This is a genomic window from Sanguibacter sp. A247 (genome assembly GCF_052324925.1).
In the GTDB taxonomy this organism is placed as follows: domain Bacteria; phylum Actinomycetota; class Actinomycetes; order Actinomycetales; family Cellulomonadaceae; genus Flavimobilis.
In genome coordinates this window covers 55,165-74,121 of the sequence record NZ_JBQPRE010000002.1, presented here as the reverse complement: position 1 = coordinate 74,121, position 18,957 = coordinate 55,165, and the positions used below count along the sequence as shown (strand labels likewise).

At 72.2% G+C, this 18,957-nt stretch carries 14 protein-coding genes; 4 read left to right on the top strand and 10 right to left on the bottom strand.

Annotated features, from left to right (window positions below; genetic code table 11):
- Positions 1–227: 227 nt before the first annotated feature.
- From ACTVCO_RS04520 to ssd, 4 genes are read right to left on the bottom strand one after another with little or no spacing between them, the layout of a single operon-like run.
- On the bottom strand, positions 228–896 hold the full coding sequence (locus ACTVCO_RS04520; protein ID WP_443727223.1) for a type II secretion system F family protein: 669 nt from the start codon (positions 894–896) through the stop codon (positions 228–230).
- The gene (locus ACTVCO_RS04515) at positions 893–1,516 is read right to left on the bottom strand and encodes a hypothetical protein (RefSeq protein WP_443727221.1); all 624 of its coding nucleotides are present in this window, start codon (positions 1,514–1,516) and stop codon (positions 893–895) included. The genes ACTVCO_RS04520 and ACTVCO_RS04515 overlap by 4 nt, the downstream gene beginning before the upstream one ends.
- Complete coding sequence (locus tag ACTVCO_RS04510) at positions 1,513–2,670, bottom strand: TadA family conjugal transfer-associated ATPase (protein WP_443727220.1); 1,158 nt, start codon at positions 2,668–2,670, stop codon at positions 1,513–1,515. The genes ACTVCO_RS04515 and ACTVCO_RS04510 overlap by 4 nt, the downstream gene beginning before the upstream one ends.
- Positions 2,667–3,539: a septum site-determining protein Ssd gene (gene ssd, locus ACTVCO_RS04505; RefSeq protein ID WP_443727219.1), complete on the bottom strand. Its 873-nt coding sequence runs from the start codon at positions 3,537–3,539 to the stop codon at positions 2,667–2,669. Before ssd ends, ACTVCO_RS04510 begins: the two co-directional genes overlap by 4 nt.
- 145 nt (positions 3,540–3,684) lie before the next feature.
- On the opposite strand from ssd, the gene ACTVCO_RS04500 reads away from it, so the two are divergent.
- Positions 3,685–4,497, top strand: a complete 813-nt coding sequence (locus ACTVCO_RS04500; RefSeq protein ID WP_443727218.1) for an HAD family hydrolase — start codon at positions 3,685–3,687, stop codon at positions 4,495–4,497.
- Between the two features lie 48 nt (positions 4,498–4,545).
- On the opposite strand, the gene ACTVCO_RS04495 is transcribed toward ACTVCO_RS04500, so the two are convergent.
- From ACTVCO_RS04495 to ACTVCO_RS04470, 6 genes are all read right to left on the bottom strand, one after another.
- Positions 4,546–8,103 carry a proline dehydrogenase family protein gene (locus tag ACTVCO_RS04495; RefSeq protein WP_443727217.1) on the bottom strand — a complete coding sequence of 1,186 codons (3,558 nt, stop codon included), beginning with the start codon at positions 8,101–8,103 and terminating at the stop codon, positions 4,546–4,548.
- A 133-nt stretch (positions 8,104–8,236) separates the two neighbouring features.
- Positions 8,237–8,500, bottom strand: coding sequence for a hypothetical protein (locus tag ACTVCO_RS04490; RefSeq protein WP_443727216.1), 264 nt, complete (start codon positions 8,498–8,500; stop codon positions 8,237–8,239).
- Positions 8,497–8,697: a hypothetical protein gene (locus tag ACTVCO_RS04485; protein ID WP_443727215.1), complete on the bottom strand. Its 201-nt coding sequence runs from the start codon at positions 8,695–8,697 to the stop codon at positions 8,497–8,499. Before ACTVCO_RS04485 ends, ACTVCO_RS04490 begins: the two co-directional genes overlap by 4 nt.
- A 445-nt stretch (positions 8,698–9,142) precedes the next feature.
- Positions 9,143–11,155: an acetate--CoA ligase gene (acs, locus tag ACTVCO_RS04480; protein WP_443727214.1), complete on the bottom strand. Its 2,013-nt coding sequence runs from the start codon at positions 11,153–11,155 to the stop codon at positions 9,143–9,145.
- 104 nt (positions 11,156–11,259) lie between these two features.
- Positions 11,260–12,261, bottom strand: coding sequence for a formate/nitrite transporter family protein (locus ACTVCO_RS04475; RefSeq protein ID WP_443727213.1), 1,002 nt, complete (start codon positions 12,259–12,261; stop codon positions 11,260–11,262).
- Positions 12,262–12,870: 609 nt separating this feature from the next.
- Positions 12,871–14,274, bottom strand: coding sequence for an NAD-dependent malic enzyme (locus tag ACTVCO_RS04470; protein WP_443727212.1), 1,404 nt, complete (start codon positions 14,272–14,274; stop codon positions 12,871–12,873).
- A 383-nt stretch (positions 14,275–14,657) separates the two neighbouring features.
- Between ACTVCO_RS04470 and mshD the strand changes: the two genes are divergently transcribed.
- From mshD to ACTVCO_RS04455, 3 genes are read left to right on the top strand one after another with little or no spacing between them, the layout of a single operon-like run.
- Positions 14,658–15,545, top strand: coding sequence for a mycothiol synthase (mshD, locus tag ACTVCO_RS04465; RefSeq protein ID WP_443727211.1), 888 nt, complete (start codon positions 14,658–14,660; stop codon positions 15,543–15,545).
- A gap of 38 nt (positions 15,546–15,583) precedes the next feature.
- Entirely contained in the window at positions 15,584–17,860 is a 2,277-nt protein-coding gene (locus ACTVCO_RS04460; protein ID WP_443727210.1) for an RNA degradosome polyphosphate kinase, read from the top strand.
- Entirely contained in the window at positions 17,857–18,909 is a 1,053-nt protein-coding gene (locus ACTVCO_RS04455) for an NUDIX hydrolase (protein WP_443727209.1), read from the top strand. The genes ACTVCO_RS04460 and ACTVCO_RS04455 overlap by 4 nt, the downstream gene beginning before the upstream one ends.
- Positions 18,910–18,957 lie beyond the last annotated feature (48 nt).

Sequence of the window (18,957 nt, the reverse complement as noted above, 5' to 3'; positions counted from 1 at the left end):
CTCCTGGGGTCGGCGGCCGGGGCCGCTGGTCCGCGGGCCGGACGGCCTGCGGACCACCAGGGTGGGTGGGTCCGGGACGGGGCGCGAGCAGCTCGGCAAGAACCGTGGACGAGGCTTGCCTGTCGCCACCTGTGGGCGACCCGCACCCCACGCAGCCCGCCACGCCATCCGGCCTGGCTCACGCAGACCAGACGGGCTCAGACAAGTCGGGCTCAGACGAGTCGGGCTCAGACGAGTCCACCGACAAGAGCAATGACCGCCGGCACGAGCCCCAGCAGCACGAACGCGGGCAGCAGGCACAGGCCGAGCGGGACGACGACACGCACACCCAGCACCTCGGCGGCGTCGGCAGCGCGCACGTCGGCCTCACGCTCGTGCCGGTCACGCGCGGCACGCAACGCAGGCGCGGGAGCCGCACCCTGCTCCCAGGCGGCCCGCAAGCAGGTCTCGACGAGCGCAAGGGTCGGTGCCTGACCTCCGTCAGGACGACGACGTCCCTGCGCGGGCACGGCACCACCGCCGCACCCCCGCCACGCCTCGTCCCAGGGCGCTCCGAGGCGGAGGGCCGCTCCCGCGAGCGCGAGTCCGCGTCCCGTTGGCCCACCCACCGCGTCACCCACCGCACGCAGCGCGTCCGGGAGAGCAGCAGTGCGTACGGCTAGCGCAAGGAGCTCGAGGACGACGCCCGCGTCAGGATCGTCGTCCGCGGGGCCGGCGCGCTCAACCCACGGCCAGCGCACGCCCGCGCGCGCACCCCCCGGACGCGCGCTCACCTCGGCCGGGCCCTGAGCCCCGCATGCCGGGACGAGGATGCCGCGCGAGGGTGGCCGCCCCCACGGCGCGAGCAGTGCTGCAGCCCCGCACGTGACGAGCACCGCGGTCGCAGCCGCGCTCACGCCCGCTCCGCCCGGCGCACGAGCGCCGCGATCCAGCGACGACCAGCGACGAGCGCTCCCGTGCCGAGGATCACCGAGAGGGCACCCGGACCACCCGCGAGGACCGTCGTCACCGGGTCTGAGCCAAGTGCGGCGGCGAGCACGACGCCCACGATCGGCAGCCACGCGAGCAGGCGCGCGGTCGCGCGTGGACCAGCGAGCACGGTGTGGCGACGCGCGGCGCGAGCCTCGGCAGCGACCGCCTCGCGGCCTACGTGCTCGAGCGCGTCCGCAAGCGGCGCCCCCAGCTGGACCGCGACCCGGCACGCGGCGAGAACAGCCACCGCCGCGCCCGAACCGGCAGAGTCGAGGCGCAGCCGCAACGACTCGAGGACAGGGATCCCGTCGGGGGACGCCATGATCCCGGCGTTCACCCACGCGGCTGCGGGCGGCGCTCCCGCGCGCAGCGCAGCAGCCACACCGGCGAGGACGAGCTCGGCAGACTCGTGCGCCGGGTCGTCGGGCGCCACGCTGGCCGGTGCGGCCCGCTCGCGCGCGCCCCGTCGCGGGGCGCCACCCTGAGTGAGGAGCCCCGCGCCAGCGACCGCCACCCCGGCAACGACGGGCAGCCATCCACTCACGGTCGACCGACCCGCGCCGTGAGCTCGGCCCACGCAGGCCCACCCACCGGGGCGCCCACGCCGTCCCATGTGAGCGCATCGCGCACGACGATCCGGTCCCCCTCTCTGTCGACGACACCGAGCTCTGCGATGTAGCGAGTGCCGCCGCGCCGGCGCAGGTGAACCACGACGTCGAGTGCCGCGGCTGCCTGCGCTGCGACCGCCACGGGGCTCAGCCCCGCAAGCGCCCCGAGCGCGGCAAGGCGCGCGGGAACGTCGGACGCAGAGTTGGCGTGCAACGTCGCCCACCCGCCGTCGTGCCCCGTGTTGAACGCGGTGAGGAGCTCACGCACCTCAGCCCCTCGGCACTCACCGAGGACGATGCGGTCGGGGCGCATGCGCAGCGCGGCCCGCACGAGCTCAGCGAGGCTCACCTCACCGCTGCCCTCGACGTTCGCCCGCCGCGCGAGCAGGTGGACCGCGTGCGGGTGCGTCGGCATGAGCTCGCGCGCCTCCTCGACGATGACGACGCGCTCGTCGGCGGGCACGTGGGCCAGGAGCGCCGCGAGAAGAGTCGTCTTGCCGGTTCCGGTCGCACCCGTGACGAGCACGTTGAGCCGTGCCGTGACGAGGGCAGGCACAAGATCCATGGCAGTGGGCGGCACGACGCCCCGCCGCGCGAGCTCCGCCAGATCGAGGCCACCGGGCCGCAGGACTCGCAGCGACAGCAGCGCCCCGCGCGGACAGACAGGCGCGACGACAGCGTGCAGGCGCGTCCCATCGGGAAGGCGGGCGTCGACGACGGGGCTCGCATCGTCGAGCCGCTGGCCTCCCGCGGCCGCAAGCTGCACCGCGAGCGCACGCACCGCCGCGTGCGAGACAAGGTCGATGTCAGCACGCGCAAGGCCTCTGCCACGGTCCACCCACACGTCGTGCGGACCGTTGACAAGCACGTCCGTGACATCGGGCGCGTCGAGCAGGTGCTGCAGTGGGCCCGCACCGAGCGTCGCGTCACGCACGTCGCGCACGAGCCGCTCGAGCGCGTGCGAGCCGAGCACGGAGCCGCGTCGACGCACCGCGTCCCGGACGACGCCGGTGAGGTCCGCGGCAGCGCCCGGCGCGGCCGCCAGTCGGGCGCGGACGTCGGCCAGCAGCGCCTCATCGCACACCGTCACCGCGCACCCCACCGGCCTGTGCTCGCTGCGGGGCGACCCGTCGCGCGGTCGAGCGCCCGCAGGACCGCGAGCGCGGGGCGCGTGAGGTGCGGCCCGCTCGGGCCGACACCACGCTCGATGGCCCGGGGCAGCGTGCGGTCCACACGGAGGCGCGCAACGACGTCCGCCCCCACAGCGTCGGCGATGACACCCTCGGTGAGGCCGCCGGGCGCGCGACCCGCAGTGACGAGACGCACGGGCGCTGCAGGGTGGAGGTCGGCGAGGCCCCGCTGCGCGGCAGCGACGCCGTGGAGGTCCCGGGGTACGACGAGGACGTGGAGGTCCACGGGGATCGGCGGCCGCGCTCTTAGCTGCCTCGGGAGGTCGAGCACGAGTGGGACTGCCGCACCGAGAGCCGCGAGCACATCGTGAAGCGCAGCGGGCACGACCTCCCCGGGCCGAGCCCTGTCGTGGCTGAGCACGTGGACCTCGCCCCACCGCGGCAGGAGCGCGCGTAGCTCGGCGGCCGGGATGTCGCCCGTCGCGTCGCGCAGATCAGCCCACCGCAGTCCCGGCTGGTCCTCAACCCCGCACAGCACGTCGATCCCACCCCCGTCCTCGTCGAGGTCGACGAGGACGCACCCACCCTCGCGGCGCGCCAACGCACCGGCGCACGCCGCCGCGAGCGTGCTCGCACCTGATCCGCCGCGTGCGGCGCTCACACCGAGCACAGGCGCGCGGCGGCCCCCGCTCGGCGCGGCGTCGGCAACGGGGCCCGTCCGCCAGGCGTCAGGGATGTCGAGCTGAGCCCGAGCCTCGGACGCGTAGGGCTCGGCTGTCGGCGGTGCGACGGTCGGCTGGGACGTCGGCGGCACGGTCCACAGCGCCATAGGTCACCTCAGGGTCTCGTCGGGCAGGCTCGTCATGCCGAGGCTGCCCCACCCGTCCGACGCGGGCGACCGTCCCCCGTCGATCTGGGGACTCTCACGCCGCAACCCCAGGCTGTGGACAGCCCGGGCCGCTAGGCTCGGGCACGTGACCGCTCAGCAGCCTGCGGCGTCACGGCCCCGGCCGACCGCCGCGTTCTTCGACCTCGACAAGACCGTCATCGCGACGTCGAGCGTGTCCGCGTTCTCGCGCCCCTTCGCCGCAGGAGGCCTTCTCTCACGCCGTGCGATGCTCCGCTCGGCGTACGCACACCTCCTCTACATGGCAGGTGGCGCCGACGCCGAGCAGACCGAACGCATGCGCCGCACCCTCTCCGCACTCGTCGAGGGCTGGGACGTCGCGCAGGTGAGCGAGATCGTCAGCGAGACGCTCCACGACCTCATCGACCCCTACGTGTACGCCGAGGCCGTCGAGCTCATGGCGATGCACCGCGCCGCCAGGCGTGACGTCGTCATCGTCTCGGCCTCCGGCACCGAGGTCGTCGAACCGATCGCCGCGGCGCTCGGCGCCGATCGCGTCGTCGCGACGCGCATGGAGATCGCGGACGGCCGCTACACAGGCGGCATCGACTTCTATGCGTACGGGGAGAACAAGGCGGTCGCGGTGCGCGACCTCGCTGAGCGGTACGGCTACGACCTCGAGGAGTCCTACGCGTACTCCGACTCGATCACCGACGCACCCATGCTCGGCGCCGTCGGCCACGGATTCGTCGTCAACCCGGACCGCGCCCTGCGCCGTCTCGCCGCCGACGAAGGCTGGGACGTGCTGACGTTCACGCGGCCCGTCGCCCTCGAGGCCTTCCTCACGCCGCGCCGCGGCATCGCGGCGGGCGTCGCGCTCGCGGCGGTCGCGGGCGCGATCGTGTGGGCGGTTCAGCGCCGGCGCCGCGCCGCCCGCTGAGGTCGCGCCTGCTCGCGAGACCGGCCGCAGGTCACCAGGCTCGTGGGTTCACCGCCCCTCGACGTGCCCGTAACGGTGGCGCGTGCGGCTCACGGCCTGCTCGAGGAGGAACGCGAGCAGCTCGCGTGCGCCCGACGCGACGACGGGGGCGTCGAGCACGGTGACGAACCCGGTCCGGCCGGCAGCAGCCTTGCGGAGGCCGGGGCTGCTCCCGACGACGCGGATCCGCCCGACGACGTCACCCGCCGCAACGCGCGACGCGAAGGACGCGGCGTCCTCGACGCGCGCATCACCTGGCAGGGTGACGCCGACGGCAACGTTGCGCGCGGCGCCCCCGTCGGCGGCACCGACCGCCGTGACGTCGTGGTCGACGGACACGTCGACGGGCACCCCGCACGTCGCGGCGGCGGCGAGCACGCGCGTCACCTCGACCGCGAGCGCACCGTGCCCGACACGCACGGTCGCCCGCGGCACAGGTCGGTAGCGCAGGACGTTCGACTCGACGACGAGCCGGCTCGGGTCGTGCTCGCGCCCGAAGCGTTCGCGCCACCAGCGGGCGTCGGACTCGCCCGCGCGGGCGAGCCACGCGCCGGGCGCGCCGGCGCGGTCGGGGAGGTCGGGAGCGTCGGCCCACGTACCGAGCTGGGCGACGTAGTGCGGGCCGCCGGCCTTGGCGCCCGGGCCGACGACGCTCGCCTTCCAGCCGCCGAACGGCTGCCGGCGCACGATCGCACCGGTCGTGTGCCGGTTGACGTAGAGGTTGCCGGCCTGGACGCGCTCCGTCCAGCGGTCGATCTCGTCGTCGTCGAGCGAGTGCACACCTGAGGTGAGGCCGAGGTCGACGCTGTTGACGACGTCGATCGCGTCGTCGAGCGTCGGGACACGGATGACGCCGAGGACGGGCCCAAAGACTTCTGTGCGGTGGAACCACGAGCCTGGTACGACACCCGAGCGGACCCCGGGCGTCCACAGCCGGCCGACGTCGTCGAGGCGGCGTGGCTCGACGAGCCAGCGTTCGCCAGCGTCAAGCGTGGTGAGTGCGCGCAGGAGGTCCCCCTGGGCAGTGGGTGTGAGGGGTCCCATGACGGTCCCCGCGTCGGTCGCGGGCCCGACGGCGAGGGAGGTGACGGCGTCGGCGAGCTGGCGGCGCAGACGGTCGTCGGTGCCGGCGGAGCCGACGAGCACGAGCAGAGACGCGGCCGAGCACTTCTGGCCGGCGTGGCCGAAGGCGGAGCGCACGGTGTCGGCGACGGCGAGGTCGACGTCGGCGGACGGCGTGATGATCATGGCGTTCTTGCCCGACGTCTCCGCGAAGACGTCCAGGTCGGGGCGCATGCGTGCGAAGAGCTGGGCCGTGGCGAGCGATCCGGTGAGCAGGACGCGGGTGACGTGGGGGTGGCGCACAAGGTCGCTGCCGACGTCGGCCTCGCCGGTCCCGTCGACGTCGATCACCTGGAGGACGTCGGGCGCGTGCCCTCTCTGCGCGAGCGCGTCGCGCACCGCACCTGCGGCCATCGCCGCACACAGCGGCGTGAGGTGCGACGGCTTGAGGAGCACCGGCGAGCCCGCGGCAAGCGACGCGAGTGCGGAGCCGAGCGGGATGGCGATGGGGAAGTTCCACGGTGGGGTGACGAGCGTGACGCCCGACGGCTTGTGGACGGCGTCGGCGTCGGCGTCCCTGTGGTCAGGGTCGAGCCGCTCGGCCGAGCCCGCGTACCAACGGGCGAGGTCGATGGCCTCGGAGATCTCGGGATCAACCTCGGCGACGGTCTTGCCAGCCTCGGCGACGGCAGCCTGCGCGATCGCGTCGCGACGTTCCTCGAGGAGCTCGGCCGCGCGGCGCAGGGCCGCCCCTCGAGCCGCAGGTGGAACGGCCATCCACGTCATGCCGACGGACCGCGCCCGCTCGACGACTGCGTCGACATCGGCCTGGGAGCGCACGGGGACGAGCGGCGCGGGCTCAGCGGGTGGTGCGGCACCGGCTCTCATCGCGTCGGCGCGCGCCCGCACGGACGCCCGTGCCGGATCAAGGTCCGGCACATTCCAGAACTCTCCCCCACCGTCCCGCCCCACACTCCCGGCAACCCCCGCCGCCCCTCCGGCAACCCGCCCCGCCCCTCCGGCTACCCCCTCCGCCCCTCCGGCTACCCGCAACTCTGTGCCGTACCCGCGAGTCTCAACGTGCGGGTACGGCACAGAGCTGCGGGTAGGCAGACCATCGATCGGAGGGATCGGCGGGACCGGCGCCTGTGGGGCATCGGATCGGCGGGGTGTGCGGTCGACCGTCCCGGCCGCTGCCACCGCTGCGCGGAACGCCGACTCCTGGTCGTCGAGCGCGTCCCGCCCTGCAGACATCGCGTGGAGGAAGTTCTGCGGCGCCGCGTTCTCCTCGAGCCGCCGCACGAGGTAGCCGACGGCAACGTCGAGATCCGCAGGGTCGACGGCCGGCACGTAGAGGAGCACCCGGCCGGTCGTCGCGCGCACGGCCCGCGCCTGCGCGGGCGCCATGCCGTGGAGCATCTCGACCTCCATCCGCTCGGCCTCGCCGCGCGCGACCGCGAGAAGGTGCGCGGCCGCGACATGAAGGAGGTTGTGGCTCGCGACCCCGACGCGCAGGCCAAGCCCAGGCGTGAGCGCGAGGTCGAGCAGGTCAAGGTACGACGCGTCGACCTCGCCCTTCGTCCCATAGACCGTCTGCTCCCAGCCGTGGAGCTCAGCGTCAACGCGTTCCATCGCGAGGTTCGCGCCCTTGACGAGCCGCACGCGCAGCGGCCGCCCGCCCGCGGCCTCACGCCTCCTGGAGAGATGGATGACCTCCTCGAGCGCGGCGCGCGACTCCGGCAGGTAGGCCTGGAGGGCGACGCCGAGGCGCAGGTCGCGCAGCCCGGGATCGTCGGCGAGCTCGGCGACGACGGCGAGGGTGAGCGCAAGGTCGCGGTACTCCTCCATGTCGAGCGCGAGGTGCGTGCCGTGCGCGCACGCGGCGCGCGCGAGCGGCCGCAGCCGCCGCAGCACGCGGCGCCGCGACCCGTCGAGGTCCCACGTGACGATCTGCGGGACGAGCGCGGAGACCTTGACGGAGACGTGGTCGACGTCCTCCCGCGCGACGAGCGTGCGCAGCCGGGCAGCCCGCGCAGCAGCCTCACCCTCCCCGAGAACCGCCTCGCCGAGGAGGTTGACGTTGACGTGGAAGCCGCCGCCCCGTAGGCGCGAGAGCTGGGGCCCGAGGTGCGTCGCGTCGGCGACGAGGTGCCCGATCATCTGCCGCATGCGCGCGTGCGCGGCAGGTACGGCGAGGCGCGGGGCGAGCGGGGCGAGGCGCGACCCTGCGCCGAGCAGCACGCGGTCGGCAGGTCCGAGGAAAGCGGGGTGCAGGCCTGCGCGGCCGAGTGCGGCGAGCTCGTGCGCGGCGACGCGCGGGTCGCGGGGTCGCACGACGCGGTCGACGAACCGCAGGGCGAGCTCGAGCCCGTCGGGGTCGGCGACGAGGCGGGCGAGGCGGCGGGTCGAGCGGCGTTCGGCGCGGGTCTCGTCGTGAGCGGTCGCGGCGAGCCAGCGGCGCGCGAGCGCGACCGCGTCCGGGACGACATCGTCGAACGTCACCATGCCTCATCCTTGCGCCGTGACCGGCGGCACCGCACTGCCTCGGATGCCGGATGAGACGCTGCGCGCCAGCAGATGGGACGCCGACGGCCGGCTCCCGGGAGGGGAACCGGCCGTCGGCGTCAAAGCTCCGGGCTCAGACCTGAGGCGGCTCGTGCGCGACGCGCGACGCGGAGCCCCGCGTGCGGACGTCGCTCACGACGTACGCCAATGTGAAGGCCGCGACACCGACGACGCCAGCGACCCCGAACCGTCCGTCCTGGACGACAAGCACCGCCGCGAGAACGGCGAGCTGGGCAGCAATGAGGACCCCGGCGAGCAGCGGGCGACCTGCGCGCCGCGCCGCCGCAACCCCGAGCCCCGCACCGACCCCGACAACACCCGCAATAACACTCATCATCCGCAGTAGCCTCCTGCTTCCTTGCCCCCGCACTGACGGCGCCGGGAGAGTGCGGCGACGACGATCGCCAGGAGCCCGGAACCGACAGCGAACCATGTACTGGCCCCGGTGCCTGACGTGACGACCGCGCCGACCGTCGTCGCCGAACATGCGGCGAGCGCCCACCAGCCAAGTGTGTTGCGGGTCTTGTCGCTCATGCCGCTCCGTCCCTTCCCGCGCACAGAACCTCGTGCGAGACTCCGACCATATCGGCATATCGTCCGCTGCTATAGCCCTCGGGCCTGACGTTCCGGACCGGCGAGACCTGCGCAGCAGCGGCCTGCCGCGCGACACGTTCGGTGCCATCGCCCCAGGCCGGAACCCTTGCCAGCAGCGTTACGCACGACGTTGACGACGACGTTGGCACCGACTGCTCCGGCGCTCACCCCGAGCGCACCGAGACCGCACCTCTTGAGGCCGCTGGAGCATCCTCCGGCCGCACACCAGCCTGCCCGCCCGCAGACCTGTGCCGCACCCGCGGGTCTCACCTTGCGGGTAGCGCACAAAGTCGCGGGCAGGCGAGCGGCACTGGGCGCCGGCCCCCGCCGGGCGGGGGCCCGGCGGGGGCCGGCCAGCCACCCGGCGTAGGCCGGGCGGGGCGCGCTACCTGCCGAGCCCCTTCGCAATGAGGTCCATGACCGAGGAGTCCGCGAGCGTCGTCGCGTCCCCGACGGCCCGGTTCTCGGCGACATCCCGCAGCAGGCGGCGCATGATCTTGCCCGAGCGCGTCTTCGGCAGCTCAGCGACGACGAGGATCCGCTTGGGCTTGGCGATCGGCCCGATCTCCTTACCTACGTGATTGCGCAGGATCTGGACGATCTCGTCCTCGTCGCTCGTGCCGAGCGCCTCCGCGTGGTCAGCACGCAGGATGACGAACGCCACGACGGCCTGGCCCGTCATCTCATCGGCAGCGCCGACGACGGCGGCCTCAGCGACCGCGTCGTGCGAGACGAGCGCCGACTCGATCTCCGTCGTCGAGAGGCGGTGGCCCGAGACGTTCATGACGTCGTCGACGCGGCCGAGCAGCCAGATGTCGCCGTCGTCGTCCTTCTTGGCACCGTCACCCGCGAAGTAGATGCCCGGGAATCGCGACCAGTACGTGTCTGTGAAGCGCTCGAGGTCACCCCAGATGCCGCGGAGCATCGCCGGCCACGGCTCCGAGAGCACGAGGTAGCCCCCGCCCCCGTCGGGCACGGACCTGAACTCGTCGTCGACGACGTCGGCGACGATGCCGGGCAACGCAACCTGCGCCGAACCCGGCTTTGCTGCCGTCACCCCGGGCAGGGGCGAGATCATGATCGCGCCCGTCTCGGTCTGCCACCACGTGTCGACGATCGGCGTGCGGTCGCCGCCGATGACGCGGCGGTACCACATCCACGCCTCGGGGTTGATGGGCTCGCCCACCGATCCGAGGACGCGCAGGCTCGACAGGTCGAACTTCGCGGGGATGTCCTCACCCCACTTCATGCACGTGCGAATCGCCGTGGGGGCCGTGTAGAGGATCGTCACCTTGTACTTCTCGATGATCTCCCACCACCGCCCCTGGTGCGGGGAGTCGGGTGTGCCCTCGTAGATCACCTGGGTCGCGCCATTGATCAGCGGCCCGTACGTGACGTAGCTGTGCCCGGTGACCCAGCCGATGTCAGCCGTGCACCAGTAGACGTCGGAGTCAGCCTTGAGGTCGAAGACGTACTTGTGCGTATAGGCGGTCTGCGCGAGGTAGCCGCCCGTCGTGTGGAGGATGCCCTTGGGCTTCCCGGTCGTGCCCGAGGTGTAGAGGATGAACAACGGGTGCTCCGCCTCGACCCATACGGGCTCGTGCGTGACGTCGGCCGACTCGACAGCGTCGTGCCACCACAGGTCGCGGCCGTCGACCATCGCCGTGTCCTGGCCGGTCCGACGCACGACGAGCACGTGCGCGACGGGGCTCTCGACGCCGTCGCGCGGCTCGAGCGCCTCATCAACTGCGGGCTTGAGCGCAGATGCGGCACCGCGGCGGAAGCCGCCGTCGGCCGTGATGACCACCTTGGCCTCAGCGTCCGCGATGCGTGAGCGCAGCGCGTCAGCAGAGAATCCGCCGAAGACCACCGAGTGCGGCGCCCCCAGGCGCGCGCACGCGAGCATCGCGATGACGGCCTCAGGGATCATCGGCAGGTAGATGACGACGCGGTCGCCGGTGCTCACGCCGAGCGCTGCGAGTGCGTTCGCGGCACGCGAGACCTCACGGAGGAGGTCGCTGTACGTGAGGGTGCGGGTGTCGCCCGGCTCGCCCTCGAAGTGGATGGCGACGCGGTCGCCGCGGCCCTCGACGACGTGGCGGTCGACCGCGTTGTAGGCAGCGTTGAGGGTGCCGTCGCCGAACCAGCGCGCGACGGGTGCGCCCGACCAGTCGAGCGTCTCGGTGAAGGGCTTGCGCCACGTGAGCAGGTCCCGGGCCTGATCGGCCCAGAACCCGAGCCTGTCAGCTGCCGCAGCCTCGTACATGCTGGGTTGTGCGTTCGCCTGCGCGGCGAACTCTGGTGTCGGAGGAAAGCTCCGGCTCTCGTGCAGAAGATTCTCGAGACCGGCAGCGGCCGGCGTCCCGTCCTGGCTCACGACGTGTCCTCCGTTGTGCATCGACTCTGGTGCAACGGGACCTAGGTCCCGCTCGGAGTGTAGTCCGGCTCACATCTGGCGCTATCGGGGTTTCCCTTATTCTTCCCGCCGACTTTCGTGCGTGCTCAGACTTCGGCGTGTTCGGTGCGGGTGAGGTCGCGGGTGCCGTCGTCGTTGCGGGTGACCGGTGAGAAGTTCGCGCAGCTCCATGCGACTGACGTCGCATCGGCGTTCTCGTGCCACTCGACTGGCGACGTGGTGGTGTCGATGCTGGCGGTAGCCTGCGCGGCCGGTGCCGCGACGGGCGCGGCTGGTGCCGAGCCGGGCGCGGCTGGTGCCGCGACGATCGCGGCAGTGCGGCGGCTCGCGCTCACCGCGTAGGCAAGACCGACGACGACGGCGCCGCCCACGAGGTTGCCGAGCCCGACGACGGTCATGTTGCGGGCGAAGTCCGCCCAGTCGGTCTGGGGCAGGCCCGCGATGAGGCCGACGCCGAACGACGTCATGTTCGCGACGACGTGCTCGAAACCGGAGGTGATGAAGGCGAGCAGGCACCAGAAGATCGTCACGAGCCGCGCCATCTCCGACTTCAGGCGACTCGCTGACCACATGGCGATGCAGACGAGCATGTTGCACAGGACACCGCGCCAGAAGAGCTCGGCACTCGTCTCACCACCCTTGGCCTCGAGCATCGAAGCGAGCATGGACCCGGCGGGGGTCGAGGTCTCGAGAAGGCCCGTGAAGTGCAGCATCGCGGCGAAGACGAAGGCGCCGGCCATGTTGCCGAAGAAGCAGAAGATGATGGTCCGTCCGGCGTGGAGCCACGAGACCGTGCGCTTCCAGGCACCCTGCGTCATCGTCATCATCGTCGAGGTGACGAGTTCGCCGCCTGCCGTGTAGACGAGCGTGAGGGCGACGCCGAAGACAAGGCCCTGGACGAGCCTCGTCGCGGGAGAGCCTGCCGCCTGGAGCGGCCCCGCGGCGGAGACCATGAGCATGACGGCGACGCCGATGTACGAGCCGGCAAGCATCGACTGGACGGTGTACGCGACCGGGCGGCGGGTGAAGGCGAGCTTGGTCGCGGCTGCGTTCGCCTGATATTCGAGGTTCTCGTCGATGCTCAACACTCTCTGAGGATGCACGCAGAACACGCGGAATTCGTAGGACCTTCGGGGGTGGGGGCGCTCTCCCGCGCGCCCCCGTCCGGCTCCTTGCGCGCACGCACCCCTCAGGGGTGCCCCAACGCAACCAACCGGCTCCCCCGACGGGAGGCAGGAATCGGGACGGGGACGCCCTCCCGCGCGTCCCCGTCCGGCTCCTTGCGCGCACGCACCCCACAGGGGTGCCTCGACGCAACCAACCGGCTCACCCGACGGGGAGGCAGGGCTGGGGCCGGGTCGGGCCGGCCGGGCCGGGCCGGGCCGGGGTCGGGAGGCAGGAATCGGGACGGGGACGCCCTCCCGCGCGCCCCCGCCCGGCTCCTTGCGCGCACGCACCCCCCAGAGGTGCCCCGACGCAACCAACCGGCTCACCCGACGGGAGGCAGGACCGGGAGGGCCGACCGGGCCTGCCGGGCCGGGCCGGGCCGGGGTCCGGAGGCAGGAATCGGGACGGGGACGCCCTCCCGCGCGTCCCCGTCCGGCTCCTTGCGCGCACGCACCCCCCAGAGGTGCCCCGACGCAACCAACCGGCTCACCCACCCGGGGAGGCCGGGCTGAGGCCGCGCTGGCGCCGGGCTACTCCGCGGCGTTGCCCGTCTGCCGCGCGACCGTCGCGACCGCTTCCGCCACGACCGTCGTGACGTCCGGATTGAAGACGCTCGGCACGATGTACGTCGCGTTGAGCTGCTCAGGGTGGACCGTCGACGCGAGCGCGCGCGCCGCCGCGAGCAGCAGCTCATCGGTGATGCGCGAGGACTGCGCGTCGAGCAGTCCCCGGAAGACGCCGGGGAACGCGAGCACGTTGTTGATCTGGTTGGAGAAGTCACTGCGCCCGGTCCCGACGATCGCCGCGTGCTTCGCGGCCTCGACCGGGTCGATCTCGGGGCGCGGGTTGGCCATCGCGAAGACGATTGAGTCGGTGGCCATCGTCGCGACGTCGTCGGCCGTGATGACGTCGGGCGCGGACACGCCGATGAACACGTCGGCACCCGCGAGCGCAGCCGCGAGGGTTCCGGTGACGCCGCGCGGGTTGGTGTGCTCCGCGGTCCAGCGCAGCTGGTCGGTGAGCCCGGGCCGTTCAGCGTGGACGACTCCGTCAATGTCGGCGACAACGACGTCGCGCGCACCGGCAGCGAGCAGGAGCTTGAGGATCGCGGTGCCTGCCGCACCCGCCCCCGACAGGACGATCCGCACGCCTGCGAGCGTCTTGTCCACCACCGTGAGCGCATTGATGAGCGCTGCGAGCGCGACGATCGCGGTGCCGTGCTGGTCGTCGTGGAAGACGGGGATGTCGAGCTCGTCGCGCAAGCGCCGCTCGACCTCGAAGCAGCGCGGCGCCGAGATGTCCTCAAGGTTGATGCCCGCAAAGACGGGAGCGATGGCCTTGACGGTGCGCACGATCTCGTCGACGTCCGTCGTGTCGAGCGCTATGGGGAACGCGTCGATGCCTGCGAATCGCTTGAAGAGCGCGGCCTTTCCCTCCATGACGGGCAGGGACGCGAGGGGGCCGATGTCACCGAGGCCGAGGACTGCGGTGCCATCGGTGACGACGGCGATCGTGTTGCGTTTGATCGTCAGGCGCCGCGCGTCCTCTGGCCGCGCAGCGATCGCTTCGCACACGCGAGCGACGCCCGGCGTATAGATCATGGAGAGGTCATCGCGGTTACGGATGGGCGCGGTGGGTTCGATACGGAGTTTGCCGCCGAGGTGCATGAGGAAGGTGCGGTCGGAGACCCTGTCGACCTCGACGCCGGGCACGTGGCGGAGCGCCTCGACGATCTCTTGCGCATGCGCGTCGCCGCTCGTCGCGCACGTGAGGTCGACGGTCATGCGGGCGCTCCCGGACTCGGTGACGTCGATTCCGGTGACGAGCCCACCGTGCTGCTCGACGGCCGTCGTCAACTCGCTCACGACGGTCGGCCTGGCCTCCACGCGCAGACGTGCGGTGATCGACGACGAGACGCTCGGCGCTGGGCTCATGCTCCATTGTGACGCAGCCCACGCGCCTAGCGCATTCGCGTCGTGCAGTGGGCGGGGTGACGCCATGCAGCACGAACGGCGACCCCGTGTGGGATCGCCGTCCGGCCAGCTGGAGCAGGGGTATCAGGCGAGGAAAATCTGCGGACGGCCCAGTGGGGTCGATGCCACAGGTCCTATGCGTGGACTGGTCGCTCGTGGGTCCTGCCTGCTCCGATGTGCTGTTGTGACGTCAGTCTGCCGCGGAATCCCGCCGATTTCTAGGGACCCATGACCCTGGGCACGGGCTCGTCGAGCGGGTAGTGTCGACTCTTGGGTCGCCTTCCGGGGCGGCCTTCGTCGTCCGGGCGGACGTGTCGCGCCCGGGCATGTGGTGGGATGGTGGGATGGGTTCGAACCTCACGTTCCGGGGGCCGCTTGCCGACGATGTCGCGGCCGAGGTGCGCACGCTCGCGGCTGCGGGCGCGCGGGCCGACGGCGTCCCGCCGCTCTCTGAGCAGCCACTTCTCAATCTCACGTCAGGTCGGGCCGACGTCGTCCACGTCGTGTCTCGCGATGACGCAGGGCGCCTCGTCGCGTACGCGCAGCTTGACCTCGGCGGTACTCCCCCGACGGCAGAGCTCGCGGTCGCGCCCGACGCGCGCCGCCGCGGCCTCGGCACGCAGGTGCTGCACGCGCTCCGCGAGCACGCACCGGACGGCTTTGCCCTGTGGGCCTACGGCCACACCTCGACCGCGCAGGCGTTTGCCGAGCACCACGGGCTCGAGACGGTGCGTGAGCTCTTCGTCATGGATCGGCCGCTCACCGAGCCGGTCGACCCGCCGCGCCCGCCCGACGGCTACACGGTCCGGTCGTTCACGCCGGACGACGCCGACGCCTGGGTCGATCTCAACGCGCGCGCGTTCGCGGACCACCCTGAGCAGGGCCGCCTCACCCGCGCCGACTTCGACACTCGTACCTCCGAGGAGTGGTTCCGCGCCGAGGACCTCCTGCTCGTCGAGGGCGAGGGTCGGCTCGCCGCATTCGTCTGGACGAAGGTCGTCGGGACGGACGGAGAGCTCTACGTCGTCGCCGTCGACCCCAGTCTGCAAGGACGGGGCCTCGGCCACCTCCTCACGGAGCTCGCGCTCGCGCATCTTGCGCAGCGCGGCGTGACGCGCGCGCTGCTCTACGTCGAAGGCGACAACCTCCGCGCCGTCAACGTCTACCGTCGCGCCGGATTCGACCTCGCCGACCGCCACGTGCTCGTCTGTGCCGCATCCGCAACCTTCTGACCACCGCTGAGCCACCCGGAGGTGTCACGATGTCTGCCATGAACGACGCGACTGCCACGACTGCTCCCGACGAGCCCCCGACGTCGACGCACCCGGTGCCGACGATCCCGCTCGACCCAGAGCTGGCAGCGCACATCGCCGAGCACATTGCCGAGGCAGACCACGCACCCGTGGGCGGCCACGGCGAGCTGCCCGCACTCCCGGCAGACCGGTTTGCCGACCGCGAGCTGTCGTGGCTCGCCTTCAACCAGCGCGTCCTCGAGCTCGCGGAGGACCCCGCCGTCCCGCTCCTCGAGCGGGTGCGGTTCCTCGCGATCTTCGCGTCCAACCTCGACGAGTTCTTCATGGTGCGCGTCGCGGGCCTCAAGCGCCGCATCGCGACGGGGATCGCGGTTCCGTCCGCGTCGGGCCAGACGCCCCGGCAGGTCCTTGAGGGCATCGCCGAGGGAGCGCACGCGCTCATGGAACGTCACGCCCGCGTGTTCACCGACCAGGTCCAGCCCGCTCTTGCCGCCGAGGGCATCACGATCGTCGGCTGGGACGAGCTCTCCACGAACGAGCAGGACCGGCTGCGCAAGTACTTCCGCAAGCAGATCTTCCCCGTGCTCACCCCGCTCGCCGTCGACCCGGCGCACCCGTTCCCGTACATCTCGGGGCTCTCGCTCAATCTCGCGGTGCTCGTCCGCAACCCGACGACGGGCAAGGAGCACTTCGCGCGCGTCAAGGTCCCGCCGATCCTGCCGCGCTTCGTCGCCGTCGACTCCCGCGGACGCCCCTCAGCACCCGACGCGCAGGTCGCCGCCGCACAGGAGACGAGCTTCGTCCCGATCGAGGACGTCATCGCGGAGCACCTCGACCAGCTCTTCCCCGGGATGGAGGTCCTCGAGCGGCACCTCTTCCGGGTGACCCGCAACGAAGACGTCGAGGTGGAAGAAGACGACGCCGAGAACCTCTTGCAGGCCATGGAGAAGGAGCTGCTGCGGCGACGCTTCGGCCCACCCGTGCGGCTCGAGCTCACGCCCGACGTCACCCCGCGCATCCGCAAGCTCCTGCTCAAGGAGCTCGGCGTCGAGCCTGACGAGGTCTACGAGCTCCCGCTCCCCCTCGACCTCACCGGCCTCAACGTCATCGCTGACATCGAGCGTCCTGATCTCTCGTTCCCACGGTTCGTGCCGACGACGCACCGTTACCTCGCTGAGGTCGAGTCGGCGACGCCGACCGACGTCCTCGCAGCGATCCGGCAACGCGACATCCTCCTCCACCACCCGTACGACTCGTTCTCGACGTCGGTGCAGACGTTCCTCGAGCAGGCCGCAGCCGACCCGTCGGTCCTCGCGATCAAGCAGACGCTCTACCGCACGTCGGGCGACTCCCCGATCGTCGACGCTCTCATCGACGCGGCCGAGGCCGGCAAGCAGGTCCTCGCGCTGGTCGAGATCAAGGCACGGTTCGACGAAGAGAACAACATCTCGTGGGCCCGCAAGCTCGAGCAGGCGGGAGTGCACGTCGTCTACGGCATCGTCGGGCTCAAGACGCACTGCAAGCTGTCGCTCGTCGTCCGGCAGGAGGCCGACGGTCTCCGTCGCTACTGTCACGTCGGCACGGGCAACTACAACCCGAAGACGGCTCGTCTCTACACGGATCTCGGCCTGCTCACGTGCGACCCGGACGTCGGTCAGGACCTTTCACGGCTCTTCAACCAGCTTTCCGGCTACGCACCACGGTCCCGGTTCCAGCGGCTGCTCGTCGCCCCACGGTCCGTGCGGACCGGTCTCATCGAGCGCATCGATCGTGAGGCAGAGATCGCCCGTGCCGGCCGTCCCGCCTGGATCAGCATCAAGGTGAACTCGATCGTCGACGAGACGACGATCGACGCGCTCTACCGCGCGTCGCAGGCAGGCGTTCGGGTCGACCTGATCGTGCGCGGCATCTGCGCGGTGCGCCCGGGCGTGCCCGGGCTCTCCGAGACGATCCGCGTGCACTCGATCCTCGGCCGCTTCCTGGAGCACTCTCGCGTCTTCGCGTTCGGCAACGACGGCACGCCCGACGTCCTCATCGGGTCTGCCGACCTCATGCACCGCAACCTTGACCGCCGGGTCGAGGCGCTCGTCTCGATCGTCGACGAGGAGCAGGTGCTCAACCTCGTCTCGCTTCTCGAGGCGTCGATGGACGACGCGACCGCCTCGTGGCGTCTCGGCGTCGACGGCGCGTGGGTCCGCCGCCACACCGGCCCCGACGGTGAGCCGCTCCGTGACCTGCAGGGCAGCCTCATCTCGCGCCAGCGGCGGCGGCTGGGCATGGGCCTGGGCAGGTGAGCTCGACGAGCGTCGCTTCAGGTTCGAGCCTCCTCGACACGGGCACGTCGGCTCGCCGCCACGCCATCGAGGCGGCGGGTGCGCTCGTGTGGCGCGAGCGCAAGGGCCGGCTGCAGGTGCAGCTCATCCACCGTCCGCGCTATGGCGACTGGTCGTGGCCCAAGGGCAAGCTCGACACGGGTGAGACGCTGCGCGAGTGCGCGGTCCGCGAGGTTGCCGAGGAGACGGGGCACGAGATCGTGCTCGGCATCCCGCTCCCGATGCAGCGGTACCGCACTCCCGAGGGGCGCTTCAAGCGCGTGCACTATTGGGCGGCGCGTCGCGCGAGCGCGGACGACGCACCAGCCGTGCGGACGCGTCCGCCGGCCGCCGGGATCGACCCCACCGAGATCGACGACGTCATCTGGCTCGACGTCGACAAGGCGCGCGAGCGCCTCACGCGTCCGACCGACCGCGAGCCGCTCGACGCACTCGTCGCGGCGCACGAGCGTGGACGGCTCGACACGCACGCGCTCGTCATCGCTCGGCACACGCGCGCGCGCAAGCGCAGCGCGTGGGCTGGCGGCGAGGACGACCGCCCGCTCACGCCCGCGGGCTACCTGCAGGCGGCGACGCTCGTGCCCATCCTCTCTGCCTATGGCGCGCGCCGGATCGTCTCGAGCTCGTGGTTGCGCTGCACTGACACGGTCGCGCCGTACGCCCGCGCGAGCGGGCTCTCGGCGGGCCTGAGCTTTGACCTCACCGAGATCGCGCACGCCGACGACCCCTCGGACGCCTACGACCTCGTCGACGATCTTCTCTCGGGTGCGGTGCCCGCGGTCCTGTGCACGCACCGGCCGGTCCTTCCGACCGTCCTCGAGGCGCTCGGGGCGCGCGCTCGCCGCAAGGTGCGCGACGTCCTGCCGGGCGCGGACCCGTACCTCAAGCCGGGCGAACTGCTCGTCGCACACGTCGTGCAGCGGGCGTCGGGTCCGCGCGTCGTCGCCGTCGAGATCTCACGTTCTCACCTGCACGCGGCCATCCTCGGACCGCGCGCTGGGGTCGCCTGACGCTCATGAGGCGCGGCTCCGGCGGCGCTCATCACGCGAGAGGCGGGC